The following is a 24,807-nucleotide window of genomic DNA, read 5'->3' as shown; positions in this document are numbered from 1 at the left end:
TTAATAAGGTTGATTAATCGATTAAATAAAATCCTAAATTTTTTTATATTTTAACGCTAATATAGCATAAAATCACTTATTCACCTTGCTTAATCGATTAAATTTTGTCAATTATATTGTTTTTTTACTTTATTTTAGAATAATAACTATATACTGATTCCTGTTATCCAGGAAGAAAAAGTCTTCGTTTTAAATATTCAATTAGTCAGGTAGAAAGCAGTATTATTCTTTATTTCTTTCTCTAATTCTTACCACGTGTAGGGCCCTCGATATTTTGAAGTTGAGGAATACGATCCTCTACCAAAGGCAGTTCTGGAAAATCAATATGAGGTTCAACCTGGTACCAATATCCCACCGTATAATAATTGTCTGATCTATGGTTTGCATGCCCATGTTCAATGGTCATTTTAATAGATTTATTAAAAGTTACCGGAGATTCTGAATGAAACCTGTATACCATCCATTGTGCCCCCCGGTCATCCCCGCCGTTTAATGGATTACCATATTCTGAATAATCGAAAGTTGGTTTAGCGTTCCCGAATGGATTTATCCCGCAGCCTCCATAACACCAGGCACCTAAATAATAATCCTCAGCTCCGGTTCCGTGTATTTGTGGTTCTTCAGCACCATCAATATAGATCATTTCATCGCCTTCCCCCCACCAGTCCCCCTGGTTCTGGATTAAACTGTGGGTTACCCCTATAAAATGTCCCTTGCCTTCTGCTTCCATAATTATATAATTGCCTTCACCGCTGGTATTCGTCTTATTGTTAATTTCCGGCTCGCCATTCAATTTCCAATCGGTAGTCCATCCATCAGTGGGTTGTGATTGCCGGTATTGCGCATGAAAATATCCAATATCTTCGGGTAATGAGTTATGTTTTTCCCAATCTATATTATAGTAAAACGCATCTATTGCCCGCTCCCCGTCATTAGTGATCGTCACCTTGGCCGATTTTTGGAAAGGCATAGGAAAGGAAGCATTTAAAGCCCTTTGTGAACCAACCGAAAGAAACTTAGAGTCATAAAGAAAATATCGTCCCAAGCCCAATCCAAAAAAATCCCCTATTGGAGTTTCCACACTTGGTGTTTCTTCCCCATCCCAATACATCCGTAAAACGATCTTTTTAAGATGATCGATCTCATTACTGGCAATGGTCATCCAAATATGCTTAAAAATACCCGGTCCCTGTACTTCTCCAATAGTTCGGGTTTCTCCAGGCTCAATTTTATTCTTCCAGTTACCATCATCATTCGCCCCAAGGGTATCATAACTGGATATTCTTTCTGAGGTATAGTTTCGCAACTCATAAATTGCTTTTTCAGCAGGTTTGTTTTGAGCGTAAATAGCGCTTGTAAACAAAAATGCTATTAAAGAATAGACTGTAATTTTCATAATTATTTTACTTTAAGAACAGATTAAAACTTCATTTGTTTTCATCAATAAAATTGCATAAGTCTTTATACTTCTCATATCGAATATTATAAATTTTGTGCTTTTCAGCATCTGGATAGAATTCCTTTTCAAAGCCCGGACCCATTTTTTCCATGGCCTCACTTACTGTCGGATAAACTCTGGCAAGGGTTGCCGCAAACATAGATGCCCCCAAAGCACAGGTTTGTTCAGATTGATGGATTTTAATGGGCATCCCCGTAATATCTGCCATCATTTGATTGATCACAGGAGATTTTTTTGCCACTCCTCCAACTCCTATTAGTCCCTTTACGGGAATTCCCTCTTCTATAAACCGCTCAATAATTTTCCTGGAACCAAAACAAGTAGCTTCCACAAGACTTCTATAAATTCGCGGGGTAGTACTTCCCAGGGTTAAACCTTGAATTAACCCTGTTAGATTTTGATTGGCATCTGGTGTTCGTCTTCCGTTTAACCAATCCACCGCTAATTCATCATTAACATCAAGCGGCATTTCTGAAATTTCCTTATTCAACTCTAGAAGGATATTAGCTCTTATTTCCTTTAAAAGTTTACCTGCCAGTTCCGGCTTTAGACTGTCCGATTGGTGCAAGAACCTTTCTAATGGCCAGGAAATAATATCCCTAAACCATGAATAAATATCCCCGAAAGCAGATTGACCGGCCTCCATTCCTATCATTTCGGGAATGATGGATCCCTTTACCTGGCCACAAATCCCCTGCACTAAAGTACCTTCCAGTTCAGCTTCCGGAGCAACAATCATATCACAGGTAGAAGTTCCCATGACTTTGCTCATATAGTAAGGTTCAATTTGCCCCCCTACAGCACCCATATGGGCATCCAAAGCACCTACTCCTACTAAAACTTCGGTTGACAATCCTAATTTTTTGGCCCATCCTTCACTAAGCCTGCCTGCAACCTCAACCGAGGTATATGTTTTTTCAGGCAAACTATTCCTAACTTTTTTTAATCGAGGATCTAATTCAGAAAAAAAACTTATTGGAGGAAAACCTCCAAATTCTTCAGCCCACAAAGCTTTATGACCAGCGGCACAAACACTGCGTTTAATTTTGGAAAGATCATTTCCCCCAGTCAATAAAAAAGGAATCCAGTCACAATGCTCCACCCAGGAATGACAAGCTTCTTTTATTTTAGAATCCTTCCTAAGTACATATAATAATTTTGCCCAAAACCATTCTGAAGAATAGATCCCACCTGCATTTTTTAAATAATTTACTTCGTATTTTTCTGCATGAAGGTTTATTTCTTCCGCTTCATTAATAGCCGAATGATCTTTCCATAAAAAGAACATCGCATTGGGGTTATCTTTAAACTGGTCATGGAGCGCCAACGGAATCCCATTTTCATCCACTGCTATGGGAGTTGAACCAGTAGTATCTACAGAAATAGACCTGATATTTTTCTTAATTTCAGGTGGTACTCCTCCAAGCATCTCTTTGAGAATATGTTCCAGACCTTCAATATGATCAAGGGGATGTTGGCGAAACTGGTTTTTTGAGGCATCACAAAACCTGGCTTCTCTCCATCGCGGATAAAAAAATTCTGAAGCAGTTTCCTCTTTTCCTGAATGGGCATCCACAAGAATAGCCCGTACTGAACTTGTCCCAAAGTCTATCCCTATTACATAATCTTGCTTTGCACTACTCATAAAATAACTTTTACGCAGGTACTTTTAATTTACCAGATTTTTGAATAAGCCTATTCGGTTCTATTTGTTTTTGAATAATCGCATAGATTGCAACTACTAAAAAGCAGAAAAATGGAATATAAAAGGAGAGGTTTACACTTCCTGTTAAATCTGAAACCTGCCCCTGAACTGCCGTTAAAACAGCTCCTCCCAAAATGGCCATTATCAATCCGGAACCTCCAATTTTAGTGTCCTGTCCCAGCCTGCTCATCCCCAAGCCGTAGATGGTAGGAAACATAAGGGACATAAAACCAGAAATAGCCACCAGTGCAATTACACCGGTGTACCCGTTCCCATATATTACCAATAGCGTACATATTCCCCCTCCAATAGCACTAATCATTAGTAGGTTTCTAGGACTAAAGAATTTCATTAATGCTGTGAATATAAAGCGTGACACCGCAAAAAGAATTAATGAAGCAAGATAATAAGTGGAAGATTCATCTTCATTAAGCTGTAATTCCTGCATGACATAGCGAATGGTGTAGGACCACACTCCGATTTGAGCACCCATATAAAAAAACTGGGCGATTACAGACCAGCGATAATTACGATTTTTCAGTAGACGTCTAAGACTAGGGATTAAGTTGATTTTATTATCATCATCTGAAGCCTTCGGCATTTTGGTGAATTTTACCAGTAACCAAATTATAATCAAAACAAAGGCTACCCCCACATAGGTAGCCATAACTGATGAAAGCTCTTCTGATTGTATGGAAATTAGATCCCCTGCACTCATTCCCGCCCTTTCTTCAGCACTGGATAAATTCAAATGGGAAAGGATAAAAAATTTACTTAGTAACACCCCTGAAATGGAACCTATGGGATTAAAAGATTGTGCCCAGTTCAATCTTCGAGTACCGGTCTCTTCCGGGCCCATTGCAATAATATATGGATTGGCAGCGGTCTCCAAAATAGAAAGCCCTCCAGCCAAAATGAATAAGGCGGCAAGAAAATGTCCGTAAATCATGGTTATACTGGCTGGATAAAAAAGCAAAGCACCAATTATAAAAAGTCCCAATCCTACCAGGACACCAGATTTATAAGTATATTTCTTAATTAAAATGGCGGCAGGTAGAGCTAATAAAAAATAAGAACCATAAAAAGCCAGCTGGATCCAGGAAGTTTGAAAGTCAGACATGCTCATTATCCGCTTAAAAGCGGCTAATAAGGTATCTGTCATATTATTGGCTAATCCCCAAAGAAAGAACAGGCTGGTAACTAATATAAAAGGCCAGGTATTGCCGGGTCTTATTAATGAAACTTTTGATGCTTTGCTTTTCATTTAGATTGCTTTTCTAAAAATCTATTTTCTATTGTATCTATTGAGACCTTTAATATGACCTTATTTTTAAAGTAAAATATTGCATGCCTTTTCAAACCCTTCAGCTTCGTTCAACATATGCTGTTGCTGAACTCTTCAGCTGCCCTCAGATGACGAGAACTATGACTTTATTTATATAATGGACCATACGTATCGCAGGCTCGATAGTCTGAACCTTCTTTGTCCATCCCAAACGAATTCCACGCGGTAGGTCTAAAAATTTTATCAGCTTCTACATTATGCATACATACCGGGATCCTTAACATGGCCGCCAGGGCAATTAGGTCCTTACCAATGTGTCCATAAGAAATCGCTCCATGGTTAGACCCCCAATTATTCATTACCGAATAAACATCAGAAAATGCTACATCATTAGTCAATTTTGGAACAAACCAGGTTGTAGGCCAGGTTTGATCCGTTCTTTCGTCCAGCTTTTTGTGAACATCTTCAGGTAGGTCAATAGTCCATCCCTCGGCTATTTGCAATGTTGGGCCAATCCCTTTTACCAGATTGAGCCTACACATGGTTACAGGCATTCCTCCTTTGGTCAAAAAACCAGACGAATACCCACCGCCCCGGAAATACCCCACACTGGCGGGATACCATGTCGTAGCATCCAGACATTTTTCCATTTCTTTTTCAGTTATTTCCCAATGAGGCTTCATAACGGGCTTAGCTTCTTCAGTTTGTTCCCCGGTTCCGTCCAGGGTAGCCGATCCTGAATTGATTAAATGAATAAATCCATTTTTCGCTTTCCCTTCTGCTTTCCAACCGGTAACACGCTCAACCGCATCGGGGCTCCAGTACGTGCGTACATCTGCAAATATTTGCGCCGTATTGGTCAGTAAATAATTGAAAAGCATGGAAACACCATTCAAAGCATCATTTTCAGTCGCCACCAGATAAGGTGATCTTATGCCGTTCCAATCAAAGGAAGAATTCAATATTGCTTCTGAAAAATCGCCGTTTGGTAAAAAATCTGTCCACTGGCGTTGTCCCTGAAAACCAGAGACAATGGCTTCATGACCAAAAGATTCTTCCCCATACCCCATTTCTTTTAGCTTTGGATTCCCCTGCATTAGATCACGAATAATCAAAGTCATTTTTACCACAAACTCCCAATCTTCATCTTTCTGTTCCCGGGAGCGTTGTTTATCTGAATCATTAAAATCTTTTCCCTCTTTGCACTTGCTTTTGGTCCAGTTCAATGCTTTTTCGAACTCTTCTTTATCGTATATTTCCTGTTGAACCCGCCTTAAAATTTCAGTTGAATCTACATATTCATTTCTCATGCCCAAGAAAGCCTGGAAAAAATTAGGGTCAACCTCTGAACCTGCAATCCCCATAGATACACTCCCAATAGATAAATAAGATTTTCCCTTCATTAAAGCTACGGCCATACCAGCTCTTGCAAATAATAAAAGTTTCCCCTGTACATCTTTGGGAATACTGTCATCTCTTAAATCCTGAACATCTTCTCCATAAATTCCAAATGCAGGAATACCTTTTTGATTGTGAGCGGCCAGAGTGGCCGCAAGATATACGCCTCCCGGCCTTTCAGTGCCATTAAAACCCCAAATTGCCTTAGGGATTCTAGTGTCAAAATCCATAGTTTCAGTCCCGTATGCCCAACATGGTGTAACGGCAAGGGAGACTCCAACATTTTCTGAACTGAATTTTTCATCGCAATTAATAGCTTCCTTTATTCCTCCAATACACGAATCGGCTATAACACACATTACGGGCTTTCCATCGGGATATTTCAATTCTTTTTCGAATAATTCGGCTACAGCTTTTGCCATCCCCATTGTTTTTCCTTCCAGCGATTCCCTAACTCCACCAAGCCTACCATCAATCACAGGTCTAATTCCTATTTTAGGGTATTTACTTATTTTGAGCATTTTCTATTTATTTAAATTTTCCTTATTACTTAATGCATTCTTAAAATCCTCCAACTCTACTCCCAACACTTTTTCTGAAACTCTATTTAGATGGGTTTCAGCACCCATAAAATGAAACACACTATGTTGATGGCTTAAGGCAGCCCCTGGTTTCAGAAAGGCTGCAGGAGAAACGCTCTCAATCTCATAAAAAGGCCCCATTTGAGAACCATCTTCCAAGGGCCCATCGTTATATGCATTTACCGCATCCCCTTTAAGCGGATCTTTCTCTATTGTCCACTCCTGGTTTAGATAGATTGAATTACTATCAACTTCGTATAGGGTAATGGTGAGAATATTATTTATTGGATCATAACTTCCTGCAGTAATTTTAGCCCGCTGGGGAGGGATACCAAGTTTACCTCTGGATTTCCCATCGGCTTTAAAAAATAAATGCCCATTCTTAAATTGAACCCGATCTTCCGATATTTCCCCAAAATAATCTGTGGTGGCAACCTTGCCTTCAGCCTCATCTTTATATGGAATCACAATTTTTGTTTCTTCAGAAGGAGTGAACATATCCAGAATCCATAAACTGGGGGCACCTGATTCTTTTGTCCACGCATTTTCACCAATATTAGTGATTGAATTATCGGTTTTAAAACCAACGTTCTGAATATCCCCTAGTGTGACATTCAGCATTTTTTCAATGTCTTTCTTACCAAGTATTGCTACCGACCTATTAATTCTTATTGCCAGGGGTGTATTGGAATAGTTAATAAGGGACATTTCTTTCTGCATTTTGACCATGGAACTATCTTTTGACAAAACCTGCCAACTTTCAGTATCAATTGCAGACGGGGTTTTCCAATTATCGAAAACCATTTCGCTCTCCGGTTTAAAAAAAAGGGAAAATTTACTTCCCTCGGGTCCTAACCACAAACGATTTTCACCACCGTATGCGTTCATATGCGGATCTTCTTCACCATCAAATGCTTTATAGTTGATCCATCCAAAACTTCTTCCTGCACTTCCCGAAGCTGAAGAAGTAAATACTTTAGCCTGATATTTTGGGGAAACAATTACCCGGCTCTCTTTATTTTTAAGGACTATTAAATCCTCATCTTTTGAGCTTAGAAATTCTAAGTCATAACCAAAACTTCCCTGGTCAAAGCTTTTCCTTTCCTCCATATTTTCGGATTTCTTTTGATCATTACATGAAATTAAACCCATGACGAATATTATGATTATTGAATATTTCATTAGTGAGATTTATTAGACTACTTCCTCCAAATGTGTTTTTCTATTAACCAGGAATGCTTAAATAAAAAATCATTTCTCAGATTATTAATTATCTGATAATCCTGATTTTGAACATTTCAAATATATGCTTAATCGATTAAACAAAAAAATAAAAATTATTGAAAATGTAATTTTAAACCCTTAAACATGAAGATTGCTTAATGAAAATGGTAATATTTTAATACTTAGTAGGCTATTTTACAGGACTCTCTAACGATAAGCTTAGCTTCCAGACTCACCTGTTCATTTTCAGCATCTCTGCTGATATGGTTCGTTAGTATCCGGACGGCATTTGAACCAAGTTCAAGCAAAGGCTGCTTGACATAGGTTAAAGGACAATAATAGAAGTCAAATGCTTCACCTTCATCGAAGCTAACAATTGCAATATCCCTCCCCACTATATGCTTTAGTTCGTTTAAATATCTTAAACCATGTACTGCCAAAGTATTGGTTGCAAAAAAAAGTGCATCCACCCTGTCATTCTCATCCAACATCGCATTTATCGCTTCTTTCACACCTTCCTCAATTCCAGAGTATTCAATTTCATGAAGCCAGCTGTTTTTTCTTTCCAGGCCTTTATTTGTCAGGGCTTCCCGATAACCCTTTATACGCTGGGTCATGTGATGCAAGGCCGAACTATAGGCAATCATCCCAATCTTCTTATTACCTGTTTCAATTAAACGGTCTATGGCACTAAAAGCAGCTTCAAAATTATCTATGACCACGTAGTTCGAATCGATTTTCGGAAAATGACGGTCAATTAGGACAAATGGTATATTATTATCCTTTAAGTGCTTTATCTGTTTTTCAGATCCTTCGGTAGGAGCAATTATAAAACCATCAACCTGTCTATTCATTAAGAACTGAATCAAATCCCAGGATTTATCAGCCTGCTCGTCAGAACTACCAAAGATCACGGTATAATTAAGTTTTTTAGCTTCGTCTTCAATTATCCTGGCGATATTGGCAAAAAAGGGGTTTGAGATATCAGCTACCACCAATCCTATAGTAAAAGTTTTCCCCATTTTTAGACTTTTCGCAATTTGATTTGGCTGATAATTAAGTTCTTTTGCCGCTTTCTTAACCTTTTCGGAAACTTCCTCGCTTACCCGGCTATTTTTTCCTTTAGATAATACGTAGGATACTGTAGCAGTTGAAACTCCAACTTTTTTGGCTATATCTTTGAGGGAGACCTTTTTTTTCATTTTAAACGATTAAATTTTAGGCATATACCATTAAATTTACAAAATAAAACTCATTGAACTCATCTTGACTTTCAGAAAATAAGGGTTGAAGTTATTTGTGTTGTGAAACATAAACTACTACAACATGATGTTTTAGTATTGAACAAAGATAAATAGAAATTGGAAATACTCCCATATCTGCCCATAGGAAAGCCATGTTTTAAGACCATCCCATTATATGAAATTAAAACAGCATACTATATAAGTGAAAAAAATCGTGCAGTGACACTGTTGTCCGGAGAAAGCCTTTTCCAGTGAAAAGGTTCTAAGATACCGTGATTATGAGGTGCAAAATACAGGAAAAATGGCTCACTCTTATTTTCGGAAATAAAATCAACTGCTTTGTTCTTCAATGTAGTCCCCACCATCCTATCATCATATTTCTGATGAGCTTCACTGGCACCGCCTATATCATCATATTTCCATTTTTCAGGAAACCACCTGGTCTCTGAATGTATTCCATATTCAAAAGGATCCTTAAGGTCATAACCTATCACGTTATGATTCTCCACATAGGATGACTGTTCAGCACCGGAACCCCAAAATAATAGTCAAATCCGAGTTCAAGTGGGCCTGGTTTAAGTGGCTCATTCCAGTTAACCGGCGATTTGTTCCCGAAACCTAAATGCCATTTTCCTATAGCGGCTGTTTTATAACCGGCATATTTTAAAATACTTGCAATTGTAACCTGGGAAGTATCAATCACCAAAGAATCCTTTAAGAACAATGGTCTTGTAAATTGTTTTCGAAACGGATATTCCCCGGTAAGCAACGCGTAACGAGAGGGGGAACATACTGCTGAGGCCGAATGGAAATCGGTAAATTTCTTTCCTTCTGTTGCCAAGCGATCTATGTTAGGGGTTTTTATAAGGGTAGCCCCATAACTGCCTACATCTCCGTATCCCACGTCATCAGCATTTATAATAATTATATTTGGTAATGGATGCTTGCTGGATTGTTGCGGAAAAACCGTATAATAGGTTAATCCCAGGAAACACCAGCACAAAAAGCCTAGTATCTGACTGGGCAGTACCCTGGCACTTCTATCTGAATTAAAAATCATTCTGAATCCTTTTGACGTTCTTCAACATCATCATTCGCATTATACGAATCGGGTTCAGGATTAGGTGGTGTTCGTAAAACCTTCACGAATAAATATATGGTAACGCCCGCAACGGTACCCACAGTAACTATCATCAGGATCAAGGCAGAAATATTCATACGTTTATTTTTTTCATTCTTCTTTTGTAAGCGAGATAAACCAATACGGCGAAAGCTATAAATACGGTTACCAATAAAATCCTGGAGGCATTTACATAGAATAGCTGGTTTTGCAGAAACTCTATCTTAATTGGATCTGTAGCGATAGCGAGTTCATTCTTTATCCCGGAATTCATCAGTTTTTTAATGATGGAGCTATCATCCAGCACCCAATTTCCCTGAAAGGCAGCCTCCCAATCTCCATTTTCCGGAGTAACAAGAGAACCAATGAAAACCCAAAGCAATAATAGCGGGGTAACAAATTTGATGATGAATTTGTAAATATTTGGAACTTTGATTTCCGCATTTGCAGTAATTTCTTCCCAGCCCCGGGTAATTCCAAATCCCCAGGCAAAGAGTATCGATTCCAAAAGCGCAAAGATCACTAGCGAAACCGTTCCTGCCCAATAATCATATTCATCAAATACGCCATATTTAAAAAAGAAAATAGTCGGTAAAGCAAGTACCAGGATTATAAGTCCGAAAGACCATGCAGCTGGTTTATGTCTCCAATTGAATTCATCTTTTAGAAATCCTATCCAGGGGGTTCCCATCGCCAGTGAAGAAGTGATCCCGGCAAAAAACAATAAACTGAAAAAGAGGAAAGAGGAAATAGCCCCAAATACTTCTCCCCATTGCATAAAAAGATAAGGCAGAGTTTTAAATCCTAAACTAAGAGCTCCCAAATTTACCAACTCCTTTAAACCATCCAACCCCAAATAAGCCACCCCAATAGGGATAAGAATAAAACTTCCAATAACGACTTCAACAAATTCATTCATCCAGCCGGAAGACATGGCACTCAAAGCAATATCATCTTTGGCTTTTACATAAGACGCATAGCAATGCACGGTTCCCATACCAATGGATAGCGTAAAGAAAACCTGGCCTGCAGCAGCGAGCCATACTGAAGGCGACCACATATCGGTAAAATTAGGAGTCCATAAAAAATTCAATCCGTCAAGGCTATCAAAAATTGCCCCCTCTTCACCGGCATCTATTGTTGAACCTTTAATAGCTATGAATATTCCGAATACAATAAGTAAGGGAACACCTATTTTGGCCACTTTCTCTACTCCTTTCTCCAAACCTTTAGAAAGGATATAAGTGTTTAATAATAGGCAAATTAGAAAGAAAAATACCGGCTCCCATGGAATTCCAAAAGTAGAAGTGCCTAAATTGATATAATTGTCAAAAAAAGAAGCTACCTCATTTTGATCCAGGCCCTCAAAACTTCCGAAAATGGAATGGAACATATAAGATAGGGTCCAGGATTCCAGATAACAATAATAAGCAGCTATGGCAATATTGGTCCATATACCAAAAACCCCGATGTATTTCCATAACCGGTTTTTACCCATGGTATCCATAATGAAGGGGGTGGAGTGATGCCCATATTTTCCCCCGACCCTGCCCATACTCCATTCCACCCAAAGAAGGGGCACCCCGATAACCAAAAAGCAAACCAAATAAGGAATGATAAACGCACCGCCGCCATTTTGAACAGCCTGAACGGGAAAGCGAAGAAAATTGGACATTCCCACAGCATTTCCTGCCATGGCCAGAATAAGTCCAACCCGGGATCCCCATCCCTCATTTTGTACAGCCATATTATTTGTTTTCTGTTTTTTCCATCATGCCACTTTTTTGTCCTTTATAGCGCCATTGTAATTTATTCTCTCCGGGTACTTTTTCCAGTAACCACTCATCTGTAGTTCCCAGCATAAGATATTGATCATTATCCAGGGCGACGAGTTGGTTTATCCCGTCTCCATTCTTATAAAATAGTTTTTCGTTCTCGAAATATATTTTCCTCTCAGCTCCGGAGCCTGACATTTTATAATCACCTACCAGTTCTTTCAATTTTTTACCAGGCTGATTCTTCAATACCTTTGCACCTGTTAGGGTTGTATATTCGTTGTCAATATAAATACGACTGGCACCAGCCATGTCTCCTATTTTTGAACTTAAACCCCATGACCTTACATTCGAATTCCCCCTTTGGCCAAGATTGGTAAGAACTATAACCGTTAGACTATCATTTAGAAACCTGGTGATTTGAGTACCCGTAATCCCGGTATGATCTATAATCTTTTTATCCTCCCGTAACCAGATGGTCCACCCAAATCCATAAGGGGAAGGTATCCCATTGTTTCGCATCATAGGCTGCCACATCTGCTCTTTGCTTTTATTGGTAAGAATTTCTTCGGAATAAAGGGCTTTATCCCACTTTGCAAGATCTCCAACTGTAGAAAACACTCCGTAATGTGAAGGAATCTCATATTCCCAGATCCTTCTGATATTGACCAGTTCTCCATCTCTTAAAGTATACCCGCGGGCTTCATTCGGATGAATTTTTACCTGATCCAGAATATAGGTTTCACTCATTCCTACAGGATCAAATATCCTTTCCTGAATAAAATCCCTATAAGGCATCCCGCTCACATTTTGTACAATAACACCGAGCAGGAAAAAAGCCACGTCACTATAAACGTATTTTTCGCCAGGTGGCTGAACCAAGGTATCAGATTTTGCCCCGGTATAAGCCAGTTCCTTTGTAAAGTTGACCCTGCTTAATTTTAATAAATCTTCTCTTGACATTTTATCATAACCTGAAAATCCCCTGCCAATAACCGGAAGTCCCGAAGTATGAGTAAGAAGGTGCCGAATGCTAACTTCATTCCAGTTCTCTGGCGCATCGTCAAGATAAAGTCCTATTTTATCATCCACATCAAGTTTGCCTTCCTGCTGAAGGATCATAATAGCAGAAGCTGTAAATTGTTTTGTGATGGAAGCCAACTCGAATACAGTGTTGGTTTCTACAGGTACCTGATGTTGAATATCTGCCAGGCCGTAGCCTTTTTCTTTGATGATTTTACCATTTTGTACTACCGCGAGAGCGAGTCCCGGGATTTGTCTTTCTTTCATTTCCTCCCGCACGTAAGCATCAATTTCAGCAGATTTTGCTTCATTTAGTACTTCTTGAGCAGATGACGGGAAGGCTAAAAATGATAAGAATAATACCAGTACAACATAGTAACTTCTCATAAACTGTAGTTTTATTTAGGGGAATATCGGTTGTATTTTTTCAACAATTCAATAAGCTTGTCGTGAGGAAGTTCATAGATAATGTTTCCGTTGATCCCCTCCATAGTTTCACCCGCAATTATCGCATTAATAATGGCTTCTTCAGTAGCATGGGCGGTTGCTTTAAAGAACGGGTTCATCCAGTCATTGGGAATGGTATTGATAGATTGATTTTCTGAACGATTGGAAGCATCTTCATTTGCGGTAGAAAAGGCGAGGAATATATCCCCCGAACCATTTCCGCCATAACCACCAACTTTTGCAATTCCAACCGGTACCCGCCTGGCAAGTCGTTTTAACTGATGAGGCATCAATGGGGCATCTGTGGCCACAATAACGATAATTGAACCCGTGTCCCCTTCAGGTTCACTACCCAGTTTTACTTTGTTCTGAGGAACGTCAATTTCACTTCCTACAGGCACTCCTCCTATGGTAAGGTCTCTCCGGCTGCCGTAATTTGCCTGCACCAAAACCCCTACAGTATATTTGTTTCCATCAATTTCAATAATCCTGGAAGATGTTCCTGTTCCCCCTTTAAATCCGTGAGCTATCATTCCTGTACCACCACCAACCCCACCTTCTTTTATAAATCCCGTTTTTGCACTGTCCAACGCCTGGAAAGCATGTTCTTTTTTTACGTGAAATCCATTGATATCATTTAGAATTCCATCATAAGTTTCGGCAACTACCGGTAAAGCCCAGAAAACATCTTTGGTGCCGTTAAGAGGCTGAAAAAACTTATTCTGAAACTGCCATTCAATTACGGCATCCCTAACTGTTCCTACACTATGGGTATTTGTTATCATTACCGGCCCCTCAAGAAACCCGGATTCTTCTACCCAGGTAGTACCTGTCATTTCTCCGTTTCCGTTAAAAGAATACCAGCCCGCGAACACTGGGTCATAAGTTTTGCCGCGTGGAAGGATGGCAGTTACGCCAGTGCGCACCGGGCCTTTACCCGTTCTTAATGCACCTTCACCTTCAATGATAGTGGTTAAGCCTACTTCCACACCGGGAACATCTGTAATAGCATTAAATTTTCCCGGTTCTCCCTCAAAAGGGATACCTAAATCCCTTGCCCTTTCCTCCTGTTGTGCAATAGCAAAACTTATAATAAATAAAAATAGGATTTGCGGAATTAATTTTTTAACTGAAAAAATTGTCATGTTGAATTATTTAAAATTTAAACTGTAGAAGCATCTGCAATTTTTAATGCTTCAGAAATTATGGCCAGCCCTTCATCTATTTCTTCCTTGTTGATGCAAAGGGGCGGCGCTACAAAAATATAGCCCCACCTAACGAAGGTGTACATACCTAATTCCTTAATTTTGGCAGCCACCTTGTTGATAACCTCCATCTCTTCTGGTTTGGCATTAAAAGGAGCCATTGGTTCTCTGGTATTCCGATTTTTTACAAGTTCGAGGCATCCCAATAATCCCGTATTGCGAAAATCACCTATAGAAGGATGCTTTTCTTTCAATTTTTTAATTTCCGATTCAATATACCGTCCCATATCCCTGGCATTTTCCAGTAGATTTTCATCCTCATAAATCTTAATTACTTCCAAGGCTGCGGCACAGGCAGTAGCATGGGCAGAATAAGTAAGGCCGAGAGCTAGGGTTTCTTCGTCAAATTTTGCAGCGATTTTATCGCTGACCATTAAGCACCCTAATGGCAAATACCCACTCGTGAGCCCTTTGGCCATTGCCATAAGATCCGGGACCACTTCGTAATTATCTACACCGAACCACTTCCCGGTGCGTCCAAATCCACTCATAACCTCATCAGCAATAAGTAATATTCCGTATTTATCACAGATTTCCCTGAGCTTTTTCCAATAACCGGGAGGAAGTTTAAGGCATCCCGAAGAACCTGATTCCCCTTCCATCATAATGGCCGCTATATTATCATGGCCTTCGTAAGCAATAATTCGTTCCAATTGTTCCTCGCATTCTTTTTCCCAGTTTTTTCCTGATGACCTGTATTCATAAGGAATTTCAAAATGAACAAAATTAGTCCCCTGGTGAACATCCACTTTATGCTTTCTGGGATCACCCCCTGCGCTCATGGCTCCCATAGTAGATCCATGATAGGAGCGATAACGCGTCAATATTTTGTGCCGGCCAGTATATAACCGCGCCAGTTTAATGGCATTTTCAATAGCCGTGGCGCCACATACGGTAAAAAAAGCCTTATTGAGATCACCGGGGCATATTTCAGCCAGCTTTTTTCCCAATTCGCCACGTACTTCAGTGGCACAGGCCGGGGTTACATAACTTACTTTTTCCATTTGGTCTACCACTGCCCGAGTAACCCGTTGATGCCCATGCCCAATATTGACATTCATAAGTCCGGAAGAAAAATCGATAATTTTCTTTCCGTCGTAAGTGTGAAGATAAACCCCTTTTGCTTTTTCAATCAATAAAGGGGAAATTCCTTTTTGTTTGGACCAGGAAAATAGTGTATGATTTAAATTATTATCCAATATAGTTTGTTGATCGGCCTGTAATAATGACATGATTAGCGAGATTAAGTTTTATATTTCAGAAAAATTAGCTCATCCAGTTTATACCGGCTTCAGCATTCCATTTAGTGGTCACTTTTTTGAGCTGCGTCCAGAATTCTATGGAACTCTTTCCGGTTATATCCAGGGCACCGAATTTTGAGTCATTCCACCCCCCAAAAGAAAACGGCTCCCTGGGCACTGGTACTCCGATATTTACCCCGACCATTCCTGCTGAGGCTTTCTCTATTACCTGGCGTGCTGCTCCACCACTCTGCGTGAAAACAGCGGCGGCATTTCCATAAGGATTGGCATTTTCGATGGCCATGGCTTCCGAAACATCTTTAGTACGGATTATAGATAAAACCGGTCCAAAAACTTCCTCTTTTGCAATAGCCATATCTGGGGTAACATAATCAATTACTGTGGCGCCTACATAATATCCCCCTTCGGCTCCTTCCACTTTAGCATTGCGGCCATCTACTAATATTTTTGCACCTTGTTCTTCTGATTCAGTTATATAGCGCTCGATACGCTCTTTCGCTTCCTTGCTAATAACAGCGCCTAAATTTTCTCCCGGCACCAGTTTCCTTGCAGCTTCACATATCTTTTCAATAACAGGATCAGTCTCGCCTACCGCCAGCATGGCCGCAGCCGCCATACATCTTTGTCCCGCACAACCTGTAACGGAGGCAATCACATTATTAGCTGTCATATCAATTTGGGCATCAGGAAGTACTACAAGATGATTCTTTGCTCCCCCCAAAGCCAGTGCCCTTTTCAGATTTGAAGTGGCCCTCTTATAAACCAGTTTGGCCACATTTGTAGAACCCACAAAAGACACGGCTTTAATTGCCGGATGATCACAAATTGCCTCTACAATTTCCCTGTCCCCGTTTACAATGTTAAACACACCATCGGGTAAGCCGGATTCCTTTAGCAATTCAGCTACTCTAACAAGGCTTAATGGCACTTTTTCTGAAGGTTTTACAATCATTGTATTACCTAGCATCAATGCATTTGGGATGGTCCAGTGCGGTACCATACTGGGAAAATTGAAAGGTACAATACTGGCAACCACTCCAAGTGGTCTTCTTTCTACCCTGCATTCCACACCCCGGCTAACTTCCAAAATCTCATCACCTATTAATTGTGGTATGGAACAGGCAAATTCAGTTAATTCCATGCTTTTTTCAATTTCAGCTTTGGCCTCACCATAAGTTTTTCCATTCTCCTCCCGAACCAGAGCCGTCAATTCTTCCAGATTCTCTTGCAGTAAGGAGCGATATTTATAAAATATTTGCGATCTTTCTTTAATTGGCGTGTCCCTCCACCCTGGAAATGCTTTTTCTGCGAATTCCACAGCCTCATCAAGAACTTTTCTGTTTGACAAAGGTACAGAGGAAAGAAGATTACCATTTAAAGGGGAGCGAACCTCCATAGTTTCTAAAGCGCCATTTTCAAATGCGCCATTTAGAAAATTTTGTATTTCTGGATATTTAAAATTTTGATTCCCCATACTTTCAATCTTTTATAGTAAATTATGTAAATTTTTTTATAAATGTATTTAAAACAATATATTTTGCAAAATAATATACAAAAAAAACAAATATTATTTTATTAGTCACATAAATGCAAAAATTATTTTTTATTTTAATATTCCATGAAAAGTTATTCCATATAATAAATTTAATACCGTATCAGTACAAACTTTATAGTTATTGGAAAGGTTATTTTAATCTTTAAAGACTTTGGGAAGTAATCAAAAGTCCAACTCTATTTAATTCAAATAGAACAAAATATTAGTGACAATTTTTTGATTCATCTTAGGGTTCATAATCTATTAACCTAATTTTTAAGATAAAAACGCAAAATGATAAACCGTGTAAATTAACTTGATAGAAAGCAATTGATTGCGTTTTTTCCATACACATATTTATTTCAGAATTTGAATATCCGTTTAAAGTCATAATCCTGTAATATTAGCAATTATGAGCCGGTCAAAGAGGCGTTCTCCAAAATACCTACGGTTCAATTTATAGACAAATTCATTTAGGTATAGTTGTAAATATTTTCCCTTGATTTTGTGGTAGTTCCCTAGCAGGTTTCTCTTTGCATTGCTGATGGCAAGGTGCACCCATTTTAATGTTTCTTTGGTAGTATCCTTGTTGGATTTTTCAGTTATATGAAGTTCCACATAATCAGCTATATCCACATAGGAGGTGCTTTTGTCGGTAAATACGATACTCTTTTCATCAATAGATTCACGTACCGTTTTATTAATTTCCTCTGCCGCATGGCTGGTGAGAACCTTTGCCTTAAAGTAGCCGGCCTGTCTTGATTTTTTCCCGGTCTTTATATCTTCCAAAGGAGTGGATTCTGCCATGATGGCCACATTTTGTTTTCCGGCAGCTCCCCGCCCACGCAGGCCTTTATCCTGTTCTACTTCAGATGATTCCACTGTGAAATAACCTTCATCCATCTCAACCATTCCTTCTAAAGTATAGCGGGCATCCCTGTTGCCCATCGCTTTTCGTATTTTGTGCACCATCGCCCAGACCGGTTCATATCTTTTCAAGCCTAGCTGGGTCTGGATCTCTTTACTGGAAAATCCTTTTTTAGTGGCGCTCATCAAAAACATGGTTTTGTACCAGGTCAAAAAAGAAAGTTTTGAACTTTGCATGATCGTCCCACTGCGAAGGGAGATCCTGCTCCTGCATTGTTTGCACTCATAGCTCCACCTGCTTTTTATCCAAAAGTGTTCCTGGCCTCCGCACTTGCAGACAATCCCGATTTTATCCCGCTGCTCTTTAAAATGAATACGGCAGGACTCTTCACTATCAAAATTTGCTGTAAAAGTAAATAGATTCATAGCAGTAATTTTTCAGGAAATTTACAGTAAATATTTATATTATGAGTGTTTGCGGATATTCAATTTCAGAATTATTCCTTAGAGATAATTTCCGAATTTAGCAATCAATTCTAAAGTTGATATTATGTATTATTAGGTTGTGCAACATGACTAATAAAAAAAATATTTAAATTTAGAGCCTCTGGAAATACCTGTCCCACCCCTTCAGTTTACTAATGCCAAGGCGGTTTGGAAGATATTGGAAATAGTTTAAATAGCTGGCGTAATTCAACCTACCAAACCGCTTCGACATATATAACTAAAAAAAGCTCCCAGTTTTGAATGCTATTTCATTCAATTAGAGCTCTCAGTTTCCTCTTCAGGATTTATATATTCTATTGTGACCGTAGTAGTAGTTGTTTTTTCGTTAATTACAACATCAGCTTCTGAAGATACTGATGTAATTGTAAGATTAAGTACAGGATTGTTTTCTAAAGGTCCATTGATCCCCTCCGTTAAAATAGTAATTGGCAACTCACCTGTAACTACATCTATCCCACCTGGAACATCAAACTGAACCGTATTAGAATCAAGACGATAATGCACCCCTTCCTCTGCAGTTGAACCAGGGCCAACCGAAATTTCAACAGTTACATCCTCATTTTGCTCAAAAACAGAAGGGCCTATTAGTCTAAGCGGGATTCCCAGAGAAGATTCAGCGCTGCCAACCTCAACAGTAAGAGTAGTTGATGTGCTTTGAAAACCAACAAGGTTAGGCCCATTACCATAATCCCTAACAATATCATCATCTACCAAGCAAGCGCTAAAAAATAAACTACCAAATATAAGGAAAGGGATAAGTTTTAAATTAAATATATTTTTCATTTTTTATAAATTTTTATTTCCAAAATGGTGGGTTAGTAAACACATCCTGAGCTGTTTGCTCCGGTACATTATTAGCATTTCTTGAAACTTCTGAAGCTGGGTACAACAACCTTACCGGGCGAACACCGCCAGATTCCCGGGCAACCGGAACCCCTTCAGGATAACCAGTTCGGGTAAGTTCAATCCAGGCTTCAATAGAAGAAGTACCGTTTAAAGCAACATATTTTTGGGTGATGATTGCTTCTATTTTATTAGGTGAGGCAGCCCATCCTACATTTTCAATATTTTGATTATAATATTCAGCTGCAGCTTCAGCTCCACCCTCAACACCTAAAAATTCAAAAGAAGCTTCTATGCCCATTTCATATAATTCCTGTGCTCCACTATCGCCACCTGGAATATAGCCTCTTACCATAGCTTCAGCTTGTAAAAACAAAGCTTCGGCAAGTAGCATGATAGGTTGATCCTGTTCAGAACTCTTGACCAAACCAGGACCTATTTTAGATACCTCATCAGCCCTATTGCCCTGAAGTGTTAAAGATGTTGCCTGAGGAACGCCCTTAAACTCACCCGTACTGGCTGCTGGCGCATATATTCTGCTTAAACGCGGGTCATTGGTTTCTTTTAAATAATCAATTGCAAAATCTGTAGCCACTGTATAATCTTCCCGACTAATTTGGGTGTTGGAGGGACCCGCTCCTACAAATCCATAAAAAGGATTTTGCTGTCCTGAATTATCAGAATAACCCGGATTAGCGTTTACATCTGCCTGAATATATCCTGCGCTATTGGCATTTATGGAAGCTATTTGATTTTGAATGTATTGATCCTGGTTGGTATTACTTAACCGCACCAACATACGGAGTTTAATAGTATTGGCAAATCGTGCCCACCTAGTCATATCCCCTCCAAAAATAATATCTTGGGAACCTGGATTCTCCACATTTTCAGGAAGGTCAAGCGAAAGTGTTGCAGCAGAAGTTAAAGAATCAATAACGCTTTTATAAACAAATTCAGCATCATCATAGGCAGGAGTAGGATTTTCCCCTCTGAAATTAGCCTCGGTAAAGGGAATATCCCCATACAAATCTACTAGGTACTGATACTGAAAACCTTTTATTGTTTCAGAAATTACATCATAAGCACTATAATCTACTGCCCCACTAGGGTCTTCATAATTTTCGGCATAGGTAAGATTCCTAAAAATGGGACCATAGGATTGCTCAAAAATAACACTGAAAAATGTATTGTCTATGTTGTATCTTTTCAAATCCCCATTTGCTGACCAGTCTGATGGTGAAGCCCAGTTGTATACAAACCACTGCCCCAAATAGGTCATCCAGGTTGCATTTAATGAGGCAAAGCTTTGCTGGGCCACGGGTAAGGCAAGTTGTGGCGTAGAAATTGGTGGATCATTAGGATTGTCATTAACGTCCAGAAAACTATCAGTGCTGCAGCCAATAAGCAGCAAAAACAGAATCATTAAAGTTGATTTTATAAGTTTTGCCTTCATAATTTAAATTTTTAAAATTTTGCCGTTAGGGTAATTCCATACTGTCTTGTTGGCGGTGATTGCGTTTGTGTGCCAAAACCAATTTCATTTGCATTACTAGTATCACGGTTAAATTCAGGATCGGTATAAACATTTTCTGCTGGCCTGATAGTGAGGAGGTTTCTACCATACAAACCTAAAGAGAAGGTTTGAAGGTTTAAAGTATTTAAAAGGTCTCCACCAAAGTTATAAGATAATAAAACTTCCCTTAATTTTAAAACGGTCGCATCTGTAACATAATTCTCGTTAATGGAACCATAAGTACCGTTAAAGAAATTAAAACCCCCACTGGTGGTTGGCCTATTGGTGTTTTCCACAAATCCGCCATTTCCATCCGCATAGGAAGAGTTTGGAAATACAAATGGTTGCCTATTGGAGCTGGCACTATGCTGAGCCAATCCTGTAAATCGCAATGCATTTACAAGGTTATTATAAAATACATGGCCGGTCCTATAATCTGCCACGGCATATAAATTGAAATTTTTAAAAGTGATATTTGTATTTACACCTACTACATAATCTGGCACAGTTTTACCCATTATTTCATTGCCACCGGCTTGGATTGGATTTCCATTTGCTCCAACAACTACCCTTCCCTCATCATCCCTTTCGTAAGCGGTAGTACTTAGTAAAGGAAAAGGTTCTCCTACCCTGGCCACTATTTCTGCCGTAGCAATTCCCCCAATAGACAGTTGATCCACACCTTCAGCCAATGACTTTACCTCTGATTTGAAACCAGAATAATTACCTCCTATTTTCCAAGAAAAATCATCGGTTTGAAGTATGCGGGCATTAAAATCAACTTCCAACCCTCTATTTTCCACTTCACCAATATTAATAATACGACTCGAAGCTCCTGAAGCAAGGGATATATTTACAGGTATTATTTGGTCCGTAGAATTGGTTTGGTAAACAGTTACATTCCCGGTAAATCTGTTCTTAAAGAAACCAAATTCTATACCTGCCTCCTTGGAAGTAGTAAATTCAGGGCTTAAATCAGGGTCTCTATCTATTCCCGATTGTGAAAGACCAGGAGTGGATCCATATGGAAAAAATCCCGTGCCTGGATTGCCGGCAAAAGATTCTTGAGGAGCAAAAAAAGTACTCGCGTTTTGGTAAACACCAGGATCATTTCCCGTTTTAGTTATATTGGCACTAAATTTTAAATAACTGATTCCCTGATCCCCTATTAATTGAGGAAAAGCCTCGGTAGGTATAAACGAAATCCCGACGCCAGGATAGAAAAAAGACCTATTCTCCTGAGATAAGGTAGAAGACCAATCATTTCGAGCTGTTGCGTTTAAAAATAAAAAGTCGCTATAACCTAATGTGAGATCACCATAGACACCCATCTTTCTATATTGTGAACTGAATTCACCTCCTTCTAAGTTTCCAGTTCTTGTAGAAACATTATAGAAATCTGGGATAATTAAATCTTGCCCACTTACATTTACCCTTCTAAAACTTTGAATCCTCAAATTATGTCCTAAAGTAAGATTAGCAGAAAAATTATCAGCAATTTCACGGTTAAAATTTAAAAGAAAATCGCTATTTGTTCTAGAGGATGTATTCAAGTTATCTGCTGTACTAGCGCCATATTCTGGAATACCATTAGCATATGCATCAGGTAGTCTAAATGCATACGTATAAGCTCCAAATTCCTGTTTAAATTCATTAACATCTACTGTATGTCCTACTCTAATTGTAGCGTTGATCCACTCATTGAACTTGTAATTAATATCTGCCAAAGCAATAAATTCGCTGCTATCGTATTTCCACCTTTGTGTGTCTATAATAAAATAAGGATTTTCATAAAAGCGGAAAAAAGAGACCTCATTTCTCGTAAACCTTCCTGTACGCCAGTCTTTCAATTCAGTAAGAGGAACGTTTAAGGGTGTATTGAGGACATTCCAATAAACCGGCCTTCCCTGTCGCCCCCCATTTCCAACAATATTTCTATGACTTCTAAAAAATGAAACATTCCCTCCTATAGTTAAATTCTCATAGGTACGACTACCTTTTACCCGGAAATTTGTTCTATTATATCTATCTTTAGGTATAATTCCTTTTGTATTAGTATGATCTACTGAAAGTAGCAAATCACCTTTTTCATCTCCTCCTCCTATGGTTATACCATGCCTTATGGTACTGCCCGTATCAAAAAAATTTTCATTCCTATTTTCAATGGGTGAATAGGGTGCTTCCAATACCGAACCATCTAAAAGAACTTCACTAATGGCAGCCGGTCGTCCATCAAAACGTGGTCCCCAGTTCACATTTTCCAGGGGGTAAAAAGTACCATCTGGGAATCCTCCTGGTCCAAATTCATCCTGAAACTCAGGAAGATAAGCTACTGACTGTTGCTCGTAGTTGGTATTATAAGTGACAGTTAACTTGCCATTACCTTTTTTGGTGGTGATCACAATTACACCATTTGCGGCATCAGATCCATATAAAGCAGAAGCATTAGCGCCTTTAAGAATGGTCATTTCTTTAATGTCATTAGGGTTAATTTGATCTAAAACTCCTCTAGGAGCTGGAAAACCATCTACTACAATAAGAGCTTCATTATTACCTAACAGAGATCTGTTCCCTCTTAATACCACTCTGGTATTTGGATTCACCCCATTATTTGTGGTATTAATTTGTAAACCTGAAACTTTACCTATCATGGCAGTTGCTGCATTGACTGACTTGGTATTTGTTAGTTCCTCTTCATCCAGTGAGGAAACAGAATAAGAAAGTTCTTTTGGCTTTCTTTCAATTCCCAATGCGGTAACCACCACCTCATCTAATTGAGATTCTCCTGCTTCCATAACCACATCGATAATACTTGTATCGCCTACTGTATATTCTCCAGTAGAAAGACCGAGGAAAGAAAAGACCAGCACCTCCCCTTCAGCTGCTTGAATTGTGTAATTCCCATCAAAATCTGTTTGTACCCCCCTATTTGTATTTTTAACCAGAACGTTTACTCCAGGAAGAGGTAAGCCATCTCCGTCTATTACTGTTCCTGTTATAGTTTTTTCTTGTTGTGCAGATGAGATATGCACTATCAAAACAGCAAACAGTACTAAAATTGATTTTAATCTTTTTTTCATTGCTTCTGATTGAAATTAATTAGAACACTAAAATTGCTAAATTTTTCTTAATAAAAAACTTTTTTGCAAAAAAATATTCAAAAAAAATAATTTTATTTTTTTTACAGCACTAAATTGCATTTTTTAAACTATGTGTTTTAGAAAGGCCTAAATGCCAATTTTTACTTAAATTTGCTCATATATAACATGATACAATGGATTTAAATAATTCTCTCGATGAACTTGATTTTACAATCATGTCTTACTTACAAAATGACGGAAGGGCTTCTTTTACTGTGATGGCTAAGGAAACAGGAGCTTCAATTAGCACAATTAGAACTAGAGTCACCAAATTAATCGAGGATAAAACCATTCATATCCTCGGCAGGGTTAATCCAGACAAGCTCGGGTTTAATGCTTATGCAAATATTAAAATTGCGGTTCGCCCAGCAAATAAAATTGATGATGTAGCTAATAAGCTCCTGGAATTTAGAGAAGTTAGCTTTTTAGCAATAACATCGGGTGACTATGATTTAGAAATCGATGTGATGTGCCGCGACAATAATCACCTTATTGAAGTAATTAATAAGCGAATTTCTTCCATTGACGGTGTTTATAACAGCGCTTCTAATATGTATTTGCGAGTGCTTAAATTTGCCCAGCCTGACCTGAATTTGTTGAAATAGTCTTTTGACC

General features: G+C 38.9%; 19 protein-coding genes. 1 reads left to right on the top strand and 18 read right to left on the bottom strand.

All coding sequences use genetic code 11. The annotated features are described in order from the left end of the window. Positions 1-241: 241 nt before the first annotated feature. From Q1K34_RS05420 to Q1K34_RS05335, 18 genes are all read right to left on the bottom strand, one after another. Complete coding sequence (locus tag Q1K34_RS05420) at positions 242-1,396, bottom strand: DUF2961 domain-containing protein (RefSeq protein WP_300435546.1); 1,155 nt, start codon at positions 1,394-1,396, stop codon at positions 242-244. 31 nt (positions 1,397-1,427) lie between these two features. Continuing rightward, on the bottom strand, positions 1,428-3,104 hold the full coding sequence (locus Q1K34_RS05415; RefSeq protein WP_300435543.1) for a ribulokinase: 1,677 nt from the start codon (positions 3,102-3,104) through the stop codon (positions 1,428-1,430). 10 nt (positions 3,105-3,114) lie between these two features. Further along, positions 3,115-4,428 (bottom strand): L-fucose:H+ symporter permease, encoded by a 1,314-nt coding sequence (fucP, locus tag Q1K34_RS05410; protein WP_300435540.1) that lies wholly within the window; start codon positions 4,426-4,428, stop codon positions 3,115-3,117. 167 nt (positions 4,429-4,595) lie between these two features. Next, entirely contained in the window at positions 4,596-6,368 is a 1,773-nt protein-coding gene (locus Q1K34_RS05405) for an L-fucose isomerase (RefSeq protein WP_300435537.1), read from the bottom strand. Positions 6,369-6,371: 3 nt separating this feature from the next. Then, complete coding sequence (locus Q1K34_RS05400) at positions 6,372-7,538, bottom strand: DUF6786 family protein (RefSeq protein WP_300435534.1); 1,167 nt, start codon at positions 7,536-7,538, stop codon at positions 6,372-6,374. Positions 7,539-7,834: 296 nt separating this feature from the next. After that, entirely contained in the window at positions 7,835-8,854 is a 1,020-nt protein-coding gene (locus Q1K34_RS05395) for a LacI family DNA-binding transcriptional regulator (RefSeq protein WP_300435531.1), read from the bottom strand. Between the two features lie 236 nt (positions 8,855-9,090). Further along, positions 9,091-9,405 (bottom strand): hypothetical protein, encoded by a 315-nt coding sequence (locus Q1K34_RS05390; protein ID WP_300435528.1) that lies wholly within the window; start codon positions 9,403-9,405, stop codon positions 9,091-9,093. After that, a complete protein-coding gene (locus tag Q1K34_RS05385; protein WP_300435526.1) occupies positions 9,387-9,956 on the bottom strand; it encodes a sulfatase-like hydrolase/transferase in 570 nt (189 codons plus the stop codon). Before Q1K34_RS05385 ends, Q1K34_RS05390 begins: the two co-directional genes overlap by 19 nt. After that, on the bottom strand, positions 9,953-10,114 hold the full coding sequence (locus Q1K34_RS05380; RefSeq protein ID WP_300435524.1) for a hypothetical protein: 162 nt from the start codon (positions 10,112-10,114) through the stop codon (positions 9,953-9,955). The genes Q1K34_RS05385 and Q1K34_RS05380 overlap by 4 nt, the downstream gene beginning before the upstream one ends. Further along, entirely contained in the window at positions 10,111-11,763 is a 1,653-nt protein-coding gene (locus Q1K34_RS05375) for a sodium-dependent transporter (RefSeq protein ID WP_300435522.1), read from the bottom strand. Before Q1K34_RS05375 ends, Q1K34_RS05380 begins: the two co-directional genes overlap by 4 nt. A 1-nt stretch (position 11,764) precedes the next feature. Then, positions 11,765-13,201 (bottom strand): serine hydrolase domain-containing protein, encoded by a 1,437-nt coding sequence (locus tag Q1K34_RS05370; protein WP_300435520.1) that lies wholly within the window; start codon positions 13,199-13,201, stop codon positions 11,765-11,767. A gap of 11 nt (positions 13,202-13,212) precedes the next feature. After that, positions 13,213-14,406: a P1 family peptidase gene (locus Q1K34_RS05365; protein ID WP_300435517.1), complete on the bottom strand. Its 1,194-nt coding sequence runs from the start codon at positions 14,404-14,406 to the stop codon at positions 13,213-13,215. A 17-nt stretch (positions 14,407-14,423) separates the two neighbouring features. Beyond that, entirely contained in the window at positions 14,424-15,758 is a 1,335-nt protein-coding gene (locus Q1K34_RS05360) for an aminotransferase class III-fold pyridoxal phosphate-dependent enzyme (protein WP_300435515.1), read from the bottom strand. Between the two features lie 34 nt (positions 15,759-15,792). Then, positions 15,793-17,262, bottom strand: a complete 1,470-nt coding sequence (locus Q1K34_RS05355; protein WP_300435512.1) for a CoA-acylating methylmalonate-semialdehyde dehydrogenase — start codon at positions 17,260-17,262, stop codon at positions 15,793-15,795. A gap of 447 nt (positions 17,263-17,709) precedes the next feature. Then, the gene (locus tag Q1K34_RS05350; protein WP_300435510.1) at positions 17,710-18,615 is read right to left on the bottom strand and encodes an IS1595 family transposase; all 906 of its coding nucleotides are present in this window, start codon (positions 18,613-18,615) and stop codon (positions 17,710-17,712) included. 333 nt (positions 18,616-18,948) lie between these two features. Then, entirely contained in the window at positions 18,949-19,479 is a 531-nt protein-coding gene (locus Q1K34_RS05345; RefSeq protein WP_300435508.1) for a hypothetical protein, read from the bottom strand. 13 nt (positions 19,480-19,492) lie between these two features. Further along, entirely contained in the window at positions 19,493-20,992 is a 1,500-nt protein-coding gene (locus Q1K34_RS05340) for a SusD/RagB family nutrient-binding outer membrane lipoprotein (RefSeq protein ID WP_300435506.1), read from the bottom strand. Positions 20,993-21,003: 11 nt separating this feature from the next. After that, on the bottom strand, positions 21,004-24,132 hold the full coding sequence (locus Q1K34_RS05335) for a SusC/RagA family TonB-linked outer membrane protein (RefSeq protein WP_300435504.1): 3,129 nt from the start codon (positions 24,130-24,132) through the stop codon (positions 21,004-21,006). 194 nt (positions 24,133-24,326) lie between these two features. Between Q1K34_RS05335 and Q1K34_RS05330 the strand changes: the two genes are divergently transcribed. Beyond that, complete coding sequence (locus tag Q1K34_RS05330) at positions 24,327-24,797, top strand: Lrp/AsnC family transcriptional regulator (protein ID WP_300435502.1); 471 nt, start codon at positions 24,327-24,329, stop codon at positions 24,795-24,797. Positions 24,798-24,807: the final 10 nt, after the last annotated feature.

Origin of the sequence: Christiangramia sp. (assembly GCF_029937855.1) — a bacterium.
In the GTDB taxonomy this organism is placed as follows: Bacteria; Bacteroidota; Bacteroidia; order Flavobacteriales; family Flavobacteriaceae; genus Christiangramia.
Note: the sequence above shows the minus strand (reverse complement) of the source record. Positions and strands in the feature narration are given on the sequence as shown.

Coding starts and splice junctions, on each gene's coding strand:
- Q1K34_RS05350 (WP_300435510.1), bottom strand. CDS start 18,615: ATGAATCTATTTACTTTTACAGCAAATTTTGATAGTGAAGAGTCCTGC.
- Q1K34_RS05355 (WP_300435512.1), bottom strand. CDS start 17,262: ATGGGGAATCAAAATTTTAAATATCCAGAAATACAAAATTTTCTAAAT.
- Q1K34_RS05420 (WP_300435546.1), bottom strand. CDS start 1,396: ATGAAAATTACAGTCTATTCTTTAATAGCATTTTTGTTTACAAGCGCT.
- fucP (WP_300435540.1), bottom strand. CDS start 4,428: ATGAAAAGCAAAGCATCAAAAGTTTCATTAATAAGACCCGGCAATACC.
- Q1K34_RS05375 (WP_300435522.1), bottom strand. CDS start 11,763: ATGGCTGTACAAAATGAGGGATGGGGATCCCGGGTTGGACTTATTCTG.
- Q1K34_RS05360 (WP_300435515.1), bottom strand. CDS start 15,758: ATGTCATTATTACAGGCCGATCAACAAACTATATTGGATAATAATTTA.
- Q1K34_RS05370 (WP_300435520.1), bottom strand. CDS start 13,201: ATGAGAAGTTACTATGTTGTACTGGTATTATTCTTATCATTTTTAGCC.
- Q1K34_RS05395 (WP_300435531.1), bottom strand. CDS start 8,854: ATGAAAAAAAAGGTCTCCCTCAAAGATATAGCCAAAAAAGTTGGAGTT.
- Q1K34_RS05340 (WP_300435506.1), bottom strand. CDS start 20,992: ATGAAGGCAAAACTTATAAAATCAACTTTAATGATTCTGTTTTTGCTG.
- Q1K34_RS05385 (WP_300435526.1), bottom strand. CDS start 9,956: ATGATTTTTAATTCAGATAGAAGTGCCAGGGTACTGCCCAGTCAGATA.
- Q1K34_RS05380 (WP_300435524.1), bottom strand. CDS start 10,114: ATGAATATTTCTGCCTTGATCCTGATGATAGTTACTGTGGGTACCGTT.
- Q1K34_RS05330 (WP_300435502.1), top strand. CDS start 24,327: ATGGATTTAAATAATTCTCTCGATGAACTTGATTTTACAATCATGTCT.
- Q1K34_RS05415 (WP_300435543.1), bottom strand. CDS start 3,104: ATGAGTAGTGCAAAGCAAGATTATGTAATAGGGATAGACTTTGGGACA.
- Q1K34_RS05335 (WP_300435504.1), bottom strand. CDS start 24,132: ATGAAAAAAAGATTAAAATCAATTTTAGTACTGTTTGCTGTTTTGATA.
- Q1K34_RS05365 (WP_300435517.1), bottom strand. CDS start 14,406: ATGACAATTTTTTCAGTTAAAAAATTAATTCCGCAAATCCTATTTTTA.
- Q1K34_RS05400 (WP_300435534.1), bottom strand. CDS start 7,538: ATGGAGGAAAGGAAAAGCTTTGACCAGGGAAGTTTTGGTTATGACTTA.
- Q1K34_RS05345 (WP_300435508.1), bottom strand. CDS start 19,479: ATGAAAAATATATTTAATTTAAAACTTATCCCTTTCCTTATATTTGGT.
- Q1K34_RS05405 (WP_300435537.1), bottom strand. CDS start 6,368: ATGCTCAAAATAAGTAAATACCCTAAAATAGGAATTAGACCTGTGATT.